The 15,112-nt window shown below is 52.8% G+C and carries 18 protein-coding genes; 9 read left to right on the forward strand and 9 right to left on the reverse strand.

From position 1 onward, the window contains the following. Positions 1-104: 104 nt before the first annotated feature. The 5 genes from EPA93_RS07390 to EPA93_RS07410 all read right to left on the reverse strand — a co-directional run bounded on the left by EPA93_RS07390 (position 105) and on the right by EPA93_RS07410 (position 4,358). Complete coding sequence (locus tag EPA93_RS07390; RefSeq protein WP_129886435.1) at positions 105-1,883, reverse strand: CocE/NonD family hydrolase; 1,779 nt, start codon at positions 1,881-1,883, stop codon at positions 105-107. A 531-nt stretch (positions 1,884-2,414) separates the two neighbouring features. Further along, positions 2,415-2,855 (reverse strand): nitroreductase family deazaflavin-dependent oxidoreductase, encoded by a 441-nt coding sequence (locus EPA93_RS07395; RefSeq protein WP_129886436.1) that lies wholly within the window; start codon positions 2,853-2,855, stop codon positions 2,415-2,417. 11 nt (positions 2,856-2,866) lie between these two features. Continuing rightward, positions 2,867-3,196 (reverse strand): putative quinol monooxygenase, encoded by a 330-nt coding sequence (locus tag EPA93_RS07400; RefSeq protein WP_129886437.1) that lies wholly within the window; start codon positions 3,194-3,196, stop codon positions 2,867-2,869. A gap of 76 nt (positions 3,197-3,272) precedes the next feature. Next, entirely contained in the window at positions 3,273-3,887 is a 615-nt protein-coding gene (locus tag EPA93_RS07405; RefSeq protein ID WP_129886438.1) for a TetR/AcrR family transcriptional regulator, read from the reverse strand. 72 nt (positions 3,888-3,959) lie between these two features. Continuing rightward, positions 3,960-4,358, reverse strand: coding sequence for an ester cyclase (locus tag EPA93_RS07410; RefSeq protein WP_129886439.1), 399 nt, complete (start codon positions 4,356-4,358; stop codon positions 3,960-3,962). A gap of 350 nt (positions 4,359-4,708) precedes the next feature. Here EPA93_RS07410 and EPA93_RS07415 point away from each other — a divergent pair, with 350 nt between their 5' ends. After that, positions 4,709-5,770, forward strand: a complete 1,062-nt coding sequence (locus EPA93_RS07415) for a fatty acid desaturase family protein (protein ID WP_129886440.1) — start codon at positions 4,709-4,711, stop codon at positions 5,768-5,770. A 114-nt stretch (positions 5,771-5,884) separates the two neighbouring features. Here EPA93_RS07415 and EPA93_RS07420 read toward each other — a convergent pair whose 3' ends face one another. Continuing rightward, the gene (locus tag EPA93_RS07420) at positions 5,885-6,583 is read right to left on the reverse strand and encodes an O-methyltransferase (protein WP_129886441.1); all 699 of its coding nucleotides are present in this window, start codon (positions 6,581-6,583) and stop codon (positions 5,885-5,887) included. A gap of 224 nt (positions 6,584-6,807) precedes the next feature. Between EPA93_RS07420 and EPA93_RS07425 the strand changes: the two genes are divergently transcribed. The 3 genes from EPA93_RS07425 (at position 6,808) to EPA93_RS07435 (ending at position 9,618) form a co-directional block, all read left to right on the forward strand. Then, positions 6,808-7,425, forward strand: a complete 618-nt coding sequence (locus tag EPA93_RS07425) for a TetR/AcrR family transcriptional regulator (protein WP_165422943.1) — start codon at positions 6,808-6,810, stop codon at positions 7,423-7,425. 74 nt (positions 7,426-7,499) lie between these two features. Continuing rightward, the gene (locus EPA93_RS07430; RefSeq protein ID WP_129886443.1) at positions 7,500-8,453 is read left to right on the forward strand and encodes an NAD-dependent epimerase/dehydratase family protein; all 954 of its coding nucleotides are present in this window, start codon (positions 7,500-7,502) and stop codon (positions 8,451-8,453) included. 382 nt (positions 8,454-8,835) lie between these two features. Continuing rightward, a complete protein-coding gene (locus EPA93_RS07435) occupies positions 8,836-9,618 on the forward strand; it encodes a M28 family metallopeptidase (RefSeq protein ID WP_129886444.1) in 783 nt (260 codons plus the stop codon). 73 nt (positions 9,619-9,691) lie between these two features. Here EPA93_RS07435 and EPA93_RS07440 read toward each other — a convergent pair whose 3' ends face one another. Then, positions 9,692-10,234, reverse strand: a complete 543-nt coding sequence (locus EPA93_RS07440) for a hypothetical protein (protein ID WP_129886445.1) — start codon at positions 10,232-10,234, stop codon at positions 9,692-9,694. Between the two features lie 99 nt (positions 10,235-10,333). On the opposite strand from EPA93_RS07440, the gene EPA93_RS48245 reads away from it, so the two are divergent. The 4 genes from EPA93_RS48245 (at position 10,334) to EPA93_RS07455 (ending at position 12,950) form a co-directional block, all read left to right on the forward strand. Continuing rightward, positions 10,334-10,483, forward strand: coding sequence for a hypothetical protein (locus tag EPA93_RS48245; protein ID WP_165422944.1), 150 nt, complete (start codon positions 10,334-10,336; stop codon positions 10,481-10,483). Between the two features lie 16 nt (positions 10,484-10,499). Next, on the forward strand, positions 10,500-11,156 hold the full coding sequence (locus EPA93_RS07445; protein ID WP_129886446.1) for a PadR family transcriptional regulator: 657 nt from the start codon (positions 10,500-10,502) through the stop codon (positions 11,154-11,156). A gap of 68 nt (positions 11,157-11,224) precedes the next feature. Beyond that, positions 11,225-12,445, forward strand: coding sequence for an FAD-dependent oxidoreductase (locus tag EPA93_RS07450; protein WP_129886447.1), 1,221 nt, complete (start codon positions 11,225-11,227; stop codon positions 12,443-12,445). 184 nt (positions 12,446-12,629) lie between these two features. Beyond that, on the forward strand, positions 12,630-12,950 hold the full coding sequence (locus EPA93_RS07455; RefSeq protein ID WP_129886448.1) for a putative quinol monooxygenase: 321 nt from the start codon (positions 12,630-12,632) through the stop codon (positions 12,948-12,950). Positions 12,951-12,998: 48 nt separating this feature from the next. Here the strand turns inward: EPA93_RS07455 and EPA93_RS07460 are convergent, their stop codons facing one another. Then, complete coding sequence (locus EPA93_RS07460; RefSeq protein WP_129886449.1) at positions 12,999-13,625, reverse strand: MmyB family transcriptional regulator; 627 nt, start codon at positions 13,623-13,625, stop codon at positions 12,999-13,001. Beyond that, positions 13,613-13,852, reverse strand: coding sequence for a helix-turn-helix domain-containing protein (locus EPA93_RS07465; RefSeq protein WP_165422945.1), 240 nt, complete (start codon positions 13,850-13,852; stop codon positions 13,613-13,615). The genes EPA93_RS07460 and EPA93_RS07465 overlap by 13 nt, the downstream gene beginning before the upstream one ends. A gap of 297 nt (positions 13,853-14,149) precedes the next feature. Between EPA93_RS07465 and EPA93_RS07470 the strand changes: the two genes are divergently transcribed. Next, a complete protein-coding gene (locus EPA93_RS07470; RefSeq protein ID WP_129886451.1) occupies positions 14,150-14,974 on the forward strand; it encodes an alpha/beta fold hydrolase in 825 nt (274 codons plus the stop codon). The last annotated feature ends 138 nt before the right edge of the window (positions 14,975-15,112 follow it).

A 15,112-nucleotide genomic window follows, 5' to 3' on the forward strand; every position in this document is an offset into this window, starting at 1 on the left:
AGTCGGCCAGGGACTATTGCTGATTGGCTGGCAAGCCTTACCGTATTGCTCTGCTCGGCGGTAAGGCTTGGGCCACGCGATTGGCATGCACAACGTCAGATGTTCTATCCCGCGCGCTCGATGATTGGCAGGATCAGGCGCGAAGGATATTCCGCGCTATGCTGAATGCGATTGACGGCGGGCACAAAGTCTTCGGCCCTGGCTGCTGCAACGGGGCCGCCAGAATTCGGATTGCGCTCGAAGCGCGGGAAGTTGCTGCTAGAGATCTCCAAGCGAATTCGATGGCCGGCGAGGAAGACATTCGCGGTTGAGCCCAGATCAATGTGCAGCTCATAGACGTGATCGGGTTCCAGCAAGGTCGGCTGGGCCAGCGATTCACGATAGCGGGCGCGTAGAATGCCATCGGTAAGCATTTCGGCCCGTCCGTTGGGATGGACATCGACAAGCTTGCCGGTAAAATCGGTATCGCGGGCAGAGGAAGAGGCGTAGAGGACCAGTTCAAGCGGGCCGGTTACCTCGACTTGATGCTCTAGCGGCTCGCTGCTGTAACAGAGCACATCTGCACGCTGCTCAACTTCGCTCTGGTCAAACGGCCCGATATTGCCTTGCTGCTCCGGGTCTCTCGTTCCGCTCATCGTGGGAACCGGGTTATGTGGATCATAGCTATAGACGTCCTGCCCCGCCTGCCTGGGTGCGGTCTGCAAGAGCTGACCATCGCCATTCACCGTATTGGCGTGTCCCGCGCTATGCAAGTAGTAGGGGCGATAGTGCGTATCGGGGAGCGGCCAGGCTTCCTCGGCGCGCCATTGATCAATACCCATGACAAAGATGCGTACGGGCTTGTCCCGCTCCACGCCGTTGTCGAGACCCTTGAGCCAGTGATCGAACCATCGCAGCTGGATATCTGTTAGCATCTCTACGGCCTGGGGGCTTACCTCTTTGCCATCTTCGCCATAGCTGCGATCTGGATAGCCAAACATAAAGTTAGCATGCGACCATGGGCCGATGATCAAGTGCTGCTGTCGGCGTGCGAACTCGCTTCCTGCGCGCTGCTTCAAGTCCTGATAGCGCTTGAGGTCGTCGCGCAAAAAGATATCATACCAACCGCTGATCGTGAGGGCAGGAATGGTGATGCGCTCAGTGAAGTCCGCGGGCATAAAGGGACGCCAGTACTCATCAAGGCCAGGATGGGCCAGCCAATCGAGGTAGTAGGGTGCCGCTGCGCGCAAGATAGGCTGATCGTTGAGGGGCAGGTGCCTTACCCGTGCCGGCACATCCTCAACAGCCCGCATAAGTGCCTCAAGATCTTCGGGCTTTGCGCGACCCTCTTTGATCTGGCGCCTCATTTCTTCTGCGGCAAAATCGCCAGAGACCCAGGTCAGAGCCATGGCCAGCATGAAAGCTCCTCCCAGGTAGGGATAAATGCCGCCAGAGTATGGACATTGGGATGGGATAATGGCGCGTAAGGCTACCGGCTGTTCCATGGCGGCCCGCCACTGGGTCAGGCCAGCATAGGAGAGGCCATACATACCAACCTGGCCCGTGGACCACGGCTGCTCAGCGGCCCAGGCGATGGTGTCTGCGCCATCCTGCGCCTCGGCGAGAAATGGAGTGAACTGGCCTTCGGAGGCGTAGCGCCCGCGTATATCCTGCGCCACAACCACATAGCCCGCCTCGATTACGCGCTGGAGATTCATGTTGATCTCTAGATTCATGCGCCTTTCTTCCCAACCCGGAAGAGGAAAGCGCAGATCTTTGTCGTAGGGAATACGAATCAACAGGACCGGCCGTTGCCCGTCCTCGGCAGGACGATAGATGTCAGTTGCGAGCTTGACACCATCGCGCATAGGAACCATAACGTTTTGTTCTATAATCATGTTCATTTATAACTTTCTTTTTCGCTGTTCCAGGTAACATTTGCGCTGCTTGCTGCAATTGTAACCGTAGAGTGCTTGACTGGCCTGCCTGGGCCAGAAAGCATGGCTGATCAATTGTAGTGATATTGCAAAGTCGGTAATTTGCAATTTTCGATCCTTTAGCTAATTTTTCGTATCCATTTTTGAAATCCTCCGAAAATACATTCGCGCGCTGTGGAGAAGCAAAAAAGCCGTGAGCGATATTCATCAATCGCTCACGGCCTTCTTTTTGTGCCTTGGATTATATCCTGCTATAGGAGGTTCTTTTTCCTGAAAAAGAGCATATGATATGACCATTGACGATTGGAGTTGAGCCTGACTGCATCCGCTACCCGGATGCCGAAACTGCATCTCCTGATCTTAGCGATGATCATACTATGCCTCCATAAATCTTTGTACGACACGCAATCGCATATATGCTTCTACTAGCTCAGAGACTATATCTGAGTTTTTCTAAAAAGTCAAGCCAAAGATTCGAAGTGATCTGCTAATCACACGTTATACTGTAATACGGAATACGGGATGTCTGGGAGCCTCGCGTACAAAATCCTCAAGCGGAGATTCGCTACTCACATTGAAGTATTCGCGTATAAAGCCCGCTGTACTTCTGCCCGCGATACTTTTTTTCAGAACCGGGGCGGCCTCCTCGGGCGAGAGCTCGCTGACTCTTATTGTCTCGTGGTGCCGTCCACAAGTGAGCGTTGCCTCGCCAGCGCTCCGCAGATTGCGCACCCAGTTGACTACTCCATAAGGGGCGATTAAGTAGCGCTGCCCGTTTTGTTCGACTACTGCTACTGGCGTTGTGCGTGGTTGACAGCTTTTACGTCCCCGCACCGTAAGCAGATGAATTGGCCCCATCTTTATGCCCGCGCGTACAAGCGTAGTTGCCAGGGCATTGCCAAGCTGCATGAAAAATGTATGCTTATATGTTTTTGCCATAAACTGCGCCTTTATCCCTCAAGAATGGTGCGAACCTTGTACTCACGCGAATCAGGTGTGGCGATCTGGCGTAGCTCAAGCAGCAAGGGCGACTCTGCATTGGCAAAAATCTTTGCTCCGGCCGCTTCTAATGCTTCATGGCTGTCGTATTGTGCATAGTTTACTACGCGCGTTCCATCCACACTCGTATGGAAATGAGCGGCGAGAAAACCAGGAACCTCTTTTCTTAGCGTCCTGGCAAGCTCGATCAGCAGTTCAAGGCCGCGCTGCTGATTTTCCGGCTCGAAGGTAAATGTATTGATAGTTGTTACGATATCCCTGTTCAGCGAGATGGTGGCCATCTTCCTCTTTCCTTTCAGCTTATAGAAAGAAAACTCTGTATCTAGTTGTATGACCAACCAGATATGCACAAAAAAATTACTCAACGTCCCCAGGTTTAGCTGTAAGCAGGCTCTGGACAAGCCGATACGAGGCTGTAAGATCGAGGCCCGGCTGGGCTAATTGCTGCAGGGCCAAGCCATCGGTACAGGCGTGAATAATGGCGGCAATTGCCTCGGCCTGCTGCTCGTCAAGCCCGGTTTCCTGGCAAATAGTTTGCGCAATTCCCTGGCGTCCCTTCTCTAACATCTTGCCCACGGCTGGCAGAAAATCGGGATTGCGCAGACCCAGGGCATACAACTCGTAGCGTAATCTGTACCATGTTGGATGGTCGCGGCTCACTGCTGCTACGGCCAGCATCGCCACCTCTGAAAACGAGCGCTCAGCTGCCAGCTTTCGCACTTCCTGCATCAACTGCTGACTGAAGCTCGCGCCAGCTTCATAGATTACCGCCATAAGCAATTCATCCTTGGAGGCAAAGTAATAATGAAACAGTCCGGGCGACACACCGGCCAGGCGGGCAACCTCTTTTACTGTCGTCGCTTCGATCCCCTTTGTAGACAGCAGCTTATATCCGGCTGAGATCAGTTGCTCCCGGTTATCTTTCCGGTGTGTCCAGTTCTTTTTCTCTTTCTTAACTGTTTGGTCGTCCATACAAATATAATAGCCTGCCGGAAGCGCTTTGTCAAGCCTGCCGCTGCGCGGCTGTAGGTTAGCGCGGTATATTCAGGCCTGGCTCGCTCTCGCTGTTGCGTACAGGTGTCTCTGTCTGGGAAGGCGGGCGTAGCGTACCGGCTCCCAGACTTCGGCCACGCGCCCATTTTCAAGGCGAAATATCTCCATGATAATGGGTAAGGGCTCTCCCGGAGCCGTTGGAATGCCGTGAATCGTTACGCGAAGCGCCGCCTTGTCGCCGTCTGCCAGCACCTCTTCAACCACGAAGCGCTGCTCAGGAAAAGCAGCGAAGGCCTGGTGCACTGCCTTTTTGACGCTCTCAATGCCTGTTTCGCGCGCCGCGTGCCTGATCACGTTGGGAGCGAAGAGCTGCTCAAGCGTTGCGACATCTTTGGCATTGATAGCTTCGTAAACGCGGTAAGCCAGGGCTCTGACCTCTGTAGCTGTCATAGAAAAACTTTCTCCTTCATATCTTATGTCAAGGATTGAGCGCAGGCTGCCGTAGAACGGGGCGCCCTAACCTTTTTCTGAGCAGAAATACATCTATCTGTATAATATATTTTATATCATCAATATTTGATGATGTCAATGATTGCTGGCATCAATAAATGGCGAAGAGCTTACTTATCACAAATCTGTGCCAAAAGTATGCCAAAAGCGAGACCGAGTTTCATTTCTTTCTCTACATTAACGCCATATCTTCGACAAACAACTGCAATAGATGAAGGCTATGCTTGGGGTATCGCGTAAAAACATACAAAATTTTGTGCTATAACCTCAAAAATATTGGGAGAGTGAAGTTGAAAAGCCTATCGCCAACGGGGGAGTTGCAGCATTCCGAACCATCTGTGCCTGTCCCTGACTATGCCGAATTGAAGAAAAGAGTCAAACGTGCTGGCCTCTTAGCAAGGCAGCCGCGCTATTATATGTGGAGTATGATACTGACCATAGGCGCCACGCTTGCAAGTTTTCTTATCCTGTTCCTTGTCCATAACATCTGGTGGCAACTTATTAATGCCGTGTTTCTGGCTGTGGTTTTTGCTCAAGTTGGCTATCTCGGCCATGACGCCGGGCATCGGCAGCCATTCTCTACTACCTGGAAAAATGAGCTGGCCGGCCTGATCTGCGGTAATCTGCTCTTAGGAATGAGCAATGCCTGGTGGGTAGATAAGCACAACCAGCATCATAGCCATCCCAATCAGCTGGATATGGACCCGGACCTCAATATTCCCGGGATCTGCTTTAATCTCCAGGAAGCGCGGCAGAAACAAGGCCTGGGACGCTGGGTTATGCTCCACCAGATCTGGCTTTTCTTTCCTATGCTCATGTTGGTGGCGCTGGATTTGAAGCGCGCCAGTATCCTTTTTCTCAGCAGCGAGTGGAAGAGTGCCAGATATCCCCTGCTAGAGTCCCTGCTCGTTCTGGCTCATTGGGTTCTGTTTCTCACCCTGTTGGTCTATAATCTGGGCTTTGGCGCCGCTATCCTGTTTTTCCTTGTCAATCAAGCCGTGTTGGGCTTTATCCTGGGCTCGGCCTTCGCGCCCAACCATAAGGGTATGCCGGTGCTGGCCAAAGAGAGCCAGCTGGGCTTTCTACAGCGGCAGGTCTTAACCTCGCGTAATATTAAAGCCGGGCCGCTTACAGATTTCTGGTATGGTGGACTGAATTATCAGATTGAGCATCACCTCTTCCCCAGTATGCCGCGCAACAATCTGCGGGCCGCTCAGCAGATCGTCAAGCAATTTTGCCAGGAGCATGCTATTCCCTATGCCGAAACAAGCGTAGCGGGTTCGTACTGCGCTATCGTTAAGGCCCTCTCTGAAGTCAGTTCGGAGGTGCGTTATGAACGGGCCGAAGCATAAGATATCGGCTAGATGATGTAAGAGCCTGGGGCCTGTCTATACGTTGGGCAGGTCCCAAATCGTGATTTAGGACCTGCGACATGGCTTAGCAAAAGTGCTGGAGGCTGGCTTGCGCTATTCTGGCAGGACGACAGAGACTGCGCAGCCATCGATAAAGTCTTCAAGCTCCACTGCCAGGATGGTGGAGACAAGGCGCGGATGGGCTGCTACGCGCGAATTATATTCATGGATGCCGGCAACTCCTGCGTCGTGCCGTGCTTGTTCCCGGTTCAGGGCTTTTCCGTTACGAATACAATCGTCGGCGACAATAATGCTTCCCGGCCGGCTGAGCGTGAGGGCCCAATCCAGATAGCCCGGATAGCCAGCTTTGTCGGCATCGATAAAGATCAGATCGAAGGGCGCCTCTGTCTTCAATTGTGGCAAAAGCTCTTGTGCGCTGCCAACGCGCACCTCGGCCCGATCCGTAAGCTGGGCACGCTCTAGCGATTGGCGCACGACCTCGGCATGCTTCGGATCAATTTCCAGGGTGATGAATTTGCCATCGGCGGGAAGGGCGCGCGCCATCCAGATAGCACTATAGCCGGCCAGCGCGCCGATTTCGAGAATTTTGCGCGCGCCACAAGCTGCGGCCAGAACCTGAAGCAGCTTGCCTTGAGCCGGGGCGATTTGAATGGCCGGTAGTCCGGCTTCCCGAGCTGCCTGCGTCGTCTGGCGCAGTACTTCGTCTTCGGTCGCGAAAAGTTGATTCAGCGCTTCGGTGATCTCATGGGCGCTATCGGCCCGGTGTTGAGGTGTGTTTGCTTGATCTGGCATGTCTCATAACCTTTCTCACAAAAAGCTATTACAGTATATGCCGGCTCTATGCCTTGCTTCAATAGTCTACTGAATGAGTATAACAGATAAAGGGACGTCTATCATGAGCTGGCATGTGGAAATGGCTGAACTTAGAAAATAGCCAGGCAAGAGATTGACATAGGCGAGAAAATTTGCTACACTACTGATGTCGAATGGTGTTAAATTTTTTAACGGAGAATGATATGGGAATTAAGGAGCGGCGTGAGCGCGAGAAACAGCTTACCAGGCAAGCAATTCTTAGCGCTGCGCTTGCAATCGCCAGCGAAAATGGCTGGCCAGCGCTCACTATTCGTAAAGTTGGAGAGCGTATTGAGTACAGCCCGCCGATGGTTTACGAGTATTTTGCCAGTAAAGAGGATGTTCTACTGCAGCTCGTACAGGGCGGTTTCCAGCAGCTTACCGAGCTTCTGCAGCAGGCTAGCGTGGCATCTGGAGTGAGCGAAGAGGGCTTGCTGAAGATAGCAGATGCCTACTGGGACTTTGCGCGTAGCAACCGCGAACTCTATCAACTCATGCACGGCCTCGGTGGAGTTCCGCTGGATGGAGCTGTAATCGCGCAGGCAGTGCAGCAGGTTTGTATGACTACCCAGCAAGCGCTTCAAGCCTGGGCTCAGGCGCAAGGCTTTAGCCTGCCAGATCCACTGGGAGCTACAGAGATTATCTGGTGCCTGTTACATGGCCTGCTAAGCCTGAGCCTGGTTGAGCGTGTCGAGGGAGGAGAAAGCCGAGCCAGAAACTTGATGCATGAGGCCGTCAAGAGCCAGCTTATAGCCTGGAAAATTACCTATAGGAGACAGTAATCTGTTTTTTTACCCTTTATCGAACGATGTAAAATAAACTTATATAAGTCAGTAAAATAAAGAAAGAAGTGGTTATGAACGCAGCTAAAGAACTTCACGTCATTTTCGGCACTGGCCCGGTTGGCATAACCCTGGCCGAAGAACTGCTGGCGAAGGGCAAGCAGGTCCGCCTGGTCAATCGCAGTGGCAAGGGGCAGGTTCCCGCCGGAGCCGAACTGCTAGCTGGCGATGCTTCAAAATTGGAGACCGTAGTGGATCTCAGTCGCGGCGCTGCGGTAATTTATAATTGTACGCATGCTCCCTATCATCTCTGGCCTGAAGTTTTGCCGCGTTTGCAAGAAAATATGATTGAGGGCGCGGCTTCTGCGGGAGCGAAGTTGGTAGTAATCGATACGCTCTACCCATATGGAGAAACGCATGGGCGGCCAATGACCGAGGCCACACCTTACATGGCAACGTCGCGCAAGGGGCGCATGCGTGGCCAATTGACCTGGGGCTATCTGCAGGCTCATCGCGTAGGCAAAGTTCGTGTGAGCATCGGGCGCGCTGCTGATTTCTTTGGTCCGTATGTGCTCAATTCAGCGCTGGGTCAGTATGTCTTTCCGGCTATGCTTTCTGGTCAGCCAGCCATGACCCTTGGTAACATAGATCTGCCGCATAGTTACAGCTATATGCCCGATATTGCCAGAGGCCTCATTCTGTTGGGAGAGCGTGAGGAAGCGCCGGGGCAGGTCTGGCTCTTGCCGGTTGTGCCGGCCGTGACTACGCGTGAAATGTTGCAGCTCATTGGAAAAGAAATCGGGCAATCTCCTCAGATTCTCAATGTACCGTCGATAGAGCAGGCTAAAGAATTTGGGGTCTTTGATGAGACCTTCGCCAAAGAGTATGTCGAACTGTTCTATCAGTACACTGAGCCGCAAATCGTGGATTCCAGCGCCTTTGAACAGACGTTTGGCCTGCACGCAACTCCTTTGAGCAAAGCTATCAAGGCCACCGTCGATTGGTATCGCACGCATACTACTGCATAGCTTCCCTATGGTGTGGAGCAGAAATTCCCTGGGGCGAGATATGAGGCGGCCAGCTGGACGCAGGTTTTCAAATCGGCAACAACATTTACATCCTGCGCCGGCTTCCTCGCCCCTCTAGAGGGAGAATAAATGATACCTTTAAAATCCTGTGTAAGAATATTATCGCGCTCCCTTCCTGGCCCATTTGGGCTGGTTCCTCATCGGCTTGCTTTCGTATGTTCATCGCCAATGATAGCAGATGCTTCCTGACGTCTCCCGTCAAATCGGGCATCCTTTGGGCCTTCTTTCCATGGAATTTCGTTTGAGCGGCGAGAAGAACAGGACATGTCCTTACAGAAGAGATTGATATGTTATATTGTATGAGAGGACAAGGAGGTATTCATTGGATTTCTTTAACGATCTGCAACACCTTGCCACCGCCTCTCAAGCAAAACGTCGCTTTGCCTTGCTTACACTGCTTCGTGAGATGGATTGTCCATTTATGCTCGTGCGGGAAAGCCTGGATGGTTACCGGCCAGAAAATATTATGGTTCGATTTCAGGAGGAAGCAAAGCTGCGTTTCGTAATTGGGGCTCACTACGATAGCGTAGCTGGGAGCACTGGGGCCAATGATAATGCTGCAAGTATCTGTGTCCTTCTGGCCTGGCTTCGTCACGCTCTTCAATTTCCGCCAGCCTTCCCGGTCGATGTAGTCTTTTTCGATCTCGAAGAACGCGGACAAATCGGAAGCCGTGCCTATCTCAAGCGTTTCGCTTCTGAAGACATACTTGCGATGATTAATCTAGATATGTGTGGCGTGGGAGATACGCTGCTACTTGCACCAAGCCTCGATATGCAACAAAGTGAAAGTTGTCAGCCGCTGCTCAAAGCAGATATATGGAGCTTGAGCTCCTATCGCCTCGTAGAGGAATTGCCACCCAGCGATGATCGCTCATTTGCCTATGCTGGAGTTCCTACCCTCTCGGTAAGTATTGCTCCTTCAGAGGATGTGGAGTTATTAAAAGAAGCCGTCAAGGCCTGGCAGCAAGGACAGTTGCCAGCCACGATGCCCAGCATTGTTGAGACTTTTCATAATGGAAGTCGTGACTCAATTGAAACGATAGAAGCATCGGCAATGCAGAAAGTCTTGCAGGGCCTGAAAAATATTCTCAAGCTGCTTGCATAGAGTTCATGAATAGGTTTAAAGCTTGGGCAGATGCATTCGGGCCTGAATCGTATAGAATGGGAGCGCTGTCAGGCTACTCGCGCCCCTGCTCCTTACGGGCCTCATACTGCTGTTGAAGAATACGCTGAGCGTGCTGGACATCGGCCTCGATAGTATCAGCATCTATATGGGCAGCCGGAGAGCCAGCCGCCGTGCTCGCAATGCCCGTCTGGGTATTATCTTCGCCACGCATCCCCGGCGTAGTCGCGCCAGTGGCTTCAGCCTTAGCGGGCCGGGGCGCCTCGTAATTGTAGGCTCCGTTATGCTTGAGAATCCGCGCGGCCTCCGTGTGCTTGTTGCCCGGATGGACCACAAGTACTGTGTAGCCTGCATCGTAGGCATCCCCGTAGTAACTAGCGGCCTCGGTAGAGATTCCGTGGCTCGCGAAATCCGGTCGGCTTCTCTCGACGGTATCAGCGCGCCTGGGCACGCCATGAGGCTGACGTTTCCCCGTTGCTTTTTCTGCGCGCTCAATCTGCTTTTCGGCAAGGCCGAGCTGGCGTAGTTGTTCCGTCGCCCTATCCGCCTTTGCGCTATCGTCAAATATGCCAAAGAGCGCGGTTTGACCCTCAATCATGCCTTTTACTCCTTCTCTTGCTTCTCTTACTGCTCGTTGAGCTATCTCTTACGTGCAGTATCCTCTTTATTCCCACGAAGCAGGAGGAAGAAACGATGCATGCATATTTTAGACAAGCATGGGCAGGCTGCCATGCTTGCTTCCTATCAGAGCTACCGGATCATTAGACGTGATTTGACACTCCACGCCAGCCTTGACGATTATTATCCTATACCGTATATTCTGTTTCGGATAGTTGATAGCGAATAATTTTGGAGAGAGTGCAATGGCAAAACGGAAAGTCTCAAATTTGTTGGCGCTGGCCATTCTATCCCTTTTATGCGAGCGGCCCATGCACCCATACGAGATATCGGCGGTGATGCGCCAGCGCGAGTTGTCTGCTGTGATCAAGTTGAATTACGGCTCGCTGTACTCCGTGATCGAAGCGCTGCAGCGCGATGGATTGGTCAAGCCAGTGGGGACCCAGCGAGAGGGACGCTACCCAGAGCGCACAGTGTATGAGACGACTGCGGTAGGGCGAACAGAGCTGGCCAGCTGGCTCCGATCGCTCCTTGGTAGGCCTGCCACGGAATATAGCCAGTTCGCGGCGGCCCTGGCGTTTATGGGCAACCTTGCGCCGGCAGAGGTAGCCGTGCTACTTGCAGAACATACACGGCACCTTCAGGAGGATATGAGCGGCGCACGCTCCGCGCTAGAGCGGGCAAGTCAGCTTGGTGTGGATCGCCTCTTTCTCGTTGAGGATTTGTACGCCCTGGCTCAGCTTGAAACCAGGCTCACCTTTCTACGCCAGCTCATTCAGGAGATCAACGATGGGAGCTTGACCGAGATAAAGGACGGGAAACAGGTATGGAAAATTTCCCATCCAGAGCTTGCTCTATTGGGGAGCGAAACTGAGGAAGAGCCAGAGAAAACAAATGAGTAACTAAAGTGCTAATGCTAAAACATTGATGATTTGAGATACGAATAGAAAAATTTAGATAAGGAATTGCAATGCAGAAATCGGCGAAGAAAGTATTAATTATTGGAGCTGGGATTGGCGGAGCTGCCCTGGCCCTGTTTCTCAAGCGCGCTGGCCTTGAGTCAGAGATCTACGAGGCCAGGGAGCAGCCCGAAGGCTTCTCTTTGACTCTGGCGAGTAACGGTGTGGCCGTGCTCAAAGAGCTCGGGCTCGATCAAGCGACCATGGCGGAGGGCTCAGTTGTGAGCAGTACAATGACATTGACCGGCAAGAATAAGCAGCTTGGAGAGGTTACCATCGCTGGAAAAGGGCTCAAGAGCGTCTTCATTAAGCGTGTTCCCCTGGGCAGGCTTATCTCGGAGGAGGCCGAACGTCAGGGCATCAAGATCACGCGCGGCAAGCGCCTTCAGAATATCGATGTGACCGAACACGGCAGCGTGGTGGCGAGCTTCCAGGATGGGACGCAGGCTCGTGGTGATATGTTGATTGGCTGTGACGGAGTTCATTCGCACACGCGTAAGTTCGTAGACCCGGCCTTCCCTGGTCCTGTCTATAGCGGCCTGATTAATAGTGGCGGTTACACCTCTGGCATGAAGCTATCCACCGCGCCGGAGAGCATTCAGTTTGTCTTTGGCAGACGGGCCTTTTTCGGCTATCACATCGGCCGGAATGGCTATGCCTACTGGTTTACGAACTGGCCGCATGAACAGGAGCCGGCCAGAGGCGCGTTTGACGGAATGACAGATGCTCAGAGGCGAGAGGAGATGCTCACAAAGTACGCAGGCGAATTGCCCATCATCAAGGAAATTATTGAGAAAGCTGATGAGACTTTTCCATACTTCCTTTCCTATACGCTGCCCCAGCAGCCGCAAGTCTGGCACAGGGGTCCAGTGGTATTGCTGGGCGACGCAGCTCATGCCATCTCACCCAGCTCTGGGCAGGGCGCGTCTATGGCGCTGGAGGACGCAGTGGTCCTGGCCAAATGCCTGCGCGATATTCCTGATCAGGAGCAGGCCCTTATTACCTATGAGCATCTGCGGCGCGAGCGCACAACGAAGATCTATAAGCTGGGGGTGAATGGCGATTTAGGGAAGCACAAAGTAAAGCCCTTTGACGTGTGGTTTCGTGACCTGACCACGCCCATCTTTCTTAAGCTCTTTGCCAATCCCAAAGCAACCGAGTGGATATATTCCTACCAGATCGATTGGAACGCGCCGGTTGTCGCGCAAACGCCCGCTGCTCTCTCCAAGTGAGGCGCTTAATGATACAAGGGGCCCGGGAGATCGACGCAAAAAGAGCGAGCCATGAAAAGTTTTGTTCACGTGTTTGTGCTCTCGGCCCATAAATGTTAAACTCTTCCTTATCAAACATAGATAGGTTTGTACCTCCCTGCCAAAGGAGAGGGCAGAACTTGACTGAAGAAAGGACTTGACCCGCATGATTCTCATTGAGCTGATCTTTGACGCAGCGCCCAACGCGCGGGAGGATGTTGCCGACCTTGCTCGTCGGACAATGGCTGAGACCCAGAGAGAAAAAGGCTGCATTCTTTATCGGTTTACCTTCGACCTTGACCTCCCACATCGGTTCACCTTGATCGAATTGTGGGAAAGCGAGGAAGACTTGAAAGCTCATTTTGCTGGCAAGGCCTTCAAGACGTTTTGGGCGGAATTGCCCAGCGGATGGAGCTCTGTAAGCAGCAGAGCCTGGCAGGGGCCGCTCGTTGCCTCTGTTCTGCCGGGAAGTGGACAAACGCCTTAAACGCCTGGTGTGATATCAAATCCTACTTCACCGACAAAATAAGATGATTTACAAAGCTGCAATCTGCTTCTCTCCCGCTTCCGCCAATTGTGCCAGCTTTTTCGCGGTATCCGCTTCCGGCAGTGGAGTATAAATGGCAAGGCGCAAATTCGGGGCGTTAGCTACCTGTAACGGAGTCGATTGCAGAACCAGCCGCCCGACGAGGGGATGGTTCAGTTCTATGGGTCCCATGTGGCCTATCTGGATGTCGTGGCGCGGCCACCAGGCGCGAAATTCCGGGCTGATGTGCTGAAGATCAGTCACAAGAGCCTTGAACCACGGTTCCCCAACATAGCGCTCAGTGCCTGCACGAAAGGATGCCAGCATGCCCTGGGCCTCTTTTTCCCAATTGACAAGCAGGGCTCGTTGGAGCGGATTGGTAAACATAAACCAGAGAGCATTTCGCTCACGGCTGGAAAGTTTGCCAAGATCTGTATAGAGGCTGCACATAGCCTGGTTCCAGGCGACAATATCCCAGCGCTGATTCGCCACAGTGGCCGGGTAAATACCCAGAGCGTCAAGGATGGACTGTAGCGCGGGATTCATGTTATCTGTCAAGGGAAAGGGATCGGCGGGCAGCTGTTGGCGTGCCAGGACGAACAGATGGTTGCGCTCAGCTGCGTTCAGCCCAAACACTCTTGCCAGGCTTTCAAGAACCTGGGGGAAACCGTGATATCGCGCCCCTGCTCCAACCTGGTATACCAGGTAAGCCCAATGCCTGCTATTGACGCCAGTTCTTCTCTACGCAGCCCTGGTGTTCGGCGTCGTGAACTGGTAGGTAGACCCACAGCCTCGGGTGAGAGCCGTTTCCGCCGCGCCTGTAAGAATTGGGCGAGTTCCTTACGTCGTTCCTGATCATTCACTCTTCTTTTGCTTTCTCTCCAAGAGCCTGGCAGTTTTTCTACCAGGATAAATTGAGTTCTGGTTCAATACAAGCAGGGATGCCATAATTCTATCACAGTGTAAATGATTTCCACCTCTATGAGGGAGAAAGACACCAGGAACAATCTGAGAGCACTGTTGTTCCTGGCAAGCTCTAAGAACTGTAACGTACAAAGCTTATGAAGAGGATGCAGGAAGCAATGTTTCATGAATGAGGCGGAAGTTTTTCGCAAGTTCGCTTCAGACCTCCTGCAACACCTTAAGAAGGAGAAGCAAAGATGCCATTTGTTGAGACAAAAGATCATACAAGTCTGTATTACCGAGATTGGGGAACAGGTCAGCCGGTTGTCTTCTTGAATAGCCTGGCCCTCAGCGGGAATATGTGGGAGTACCAGATGATGCCTCTCACTAATCGTGGCCTCCGCTGCGTCGCCTACGACCGACGCGGCCATGGGCGTTCGGATGATCCCGGGCGAGGCTACGATTTCGATACCCTTGTCGACGACCTTGCTCAGCTTATCAACCAACTCGACCTGCATGAGATTACCCTTGTCGGCCAGTCGATGGGCTGTGCCGAGATTGCTCGCTATCTTTCGCGTCACGGCACGAGCCGTATTGCCCGCGCCGTGCTTATCGGTACCTGCACACCCTTTATGCTGAAGACAGAAGACAATCCGCAAGGCGCGCCAGAGGAGATCTTTGAGGTACTTCTCAAGGCACAGCTCGAAGATCGTCAGCACTACTATAGAAGGGAAGGCCTCGTCAGTTACTTCGGATCGCGGTGGCCAGATAAGGAGGTAGTTTCAACTGAGATGGTTCAATGGCTGATCCAGCAGGTCCTTGAAACTTCGCCCAAGGCAAGTGTTGAGTGTTTCCGTTCCGCCTGGCATACGGATTTCCGACCAGACATGCAGGCTTTTACCGTGCCAACGCTGATTATTCACGGGGATAGGGATCAAAACTGCCCCTTGCTCTATGCAAAACTGACTGCCCAGGCCATCCCAGGCAGCCAACTCCACGTCTATGAGGGCGCTGCACATGCCCTGTTCCTTACCCATAAGGAGCGTCTCAATGAGGATTTGCTTGCCTTTATTAATAGTTAATCGTTAAAAATGCATTATGGGCCGCCTGGGAAGGCTGGCTACGGATCGAGGAGGACGCAGAGACTTTATGCAAAAGCTCTACATCCTCCGCTCTTTTCCCATTCGGGCTTATAGCCTAATTGCTTTGCGCATGGGCTA

The organism is Ktedonosporobacter rubrisoli (assembly GCF_004208415.1).
Taxonomy (GTDB): domain Bacteria; phylum Chloroflexota; class Ktedonobacteria; order Ktedonobacterales; family Ktedonobacteraceae; genus Ktedonosporobacter; species Ktedonosporobacter rubrisoli.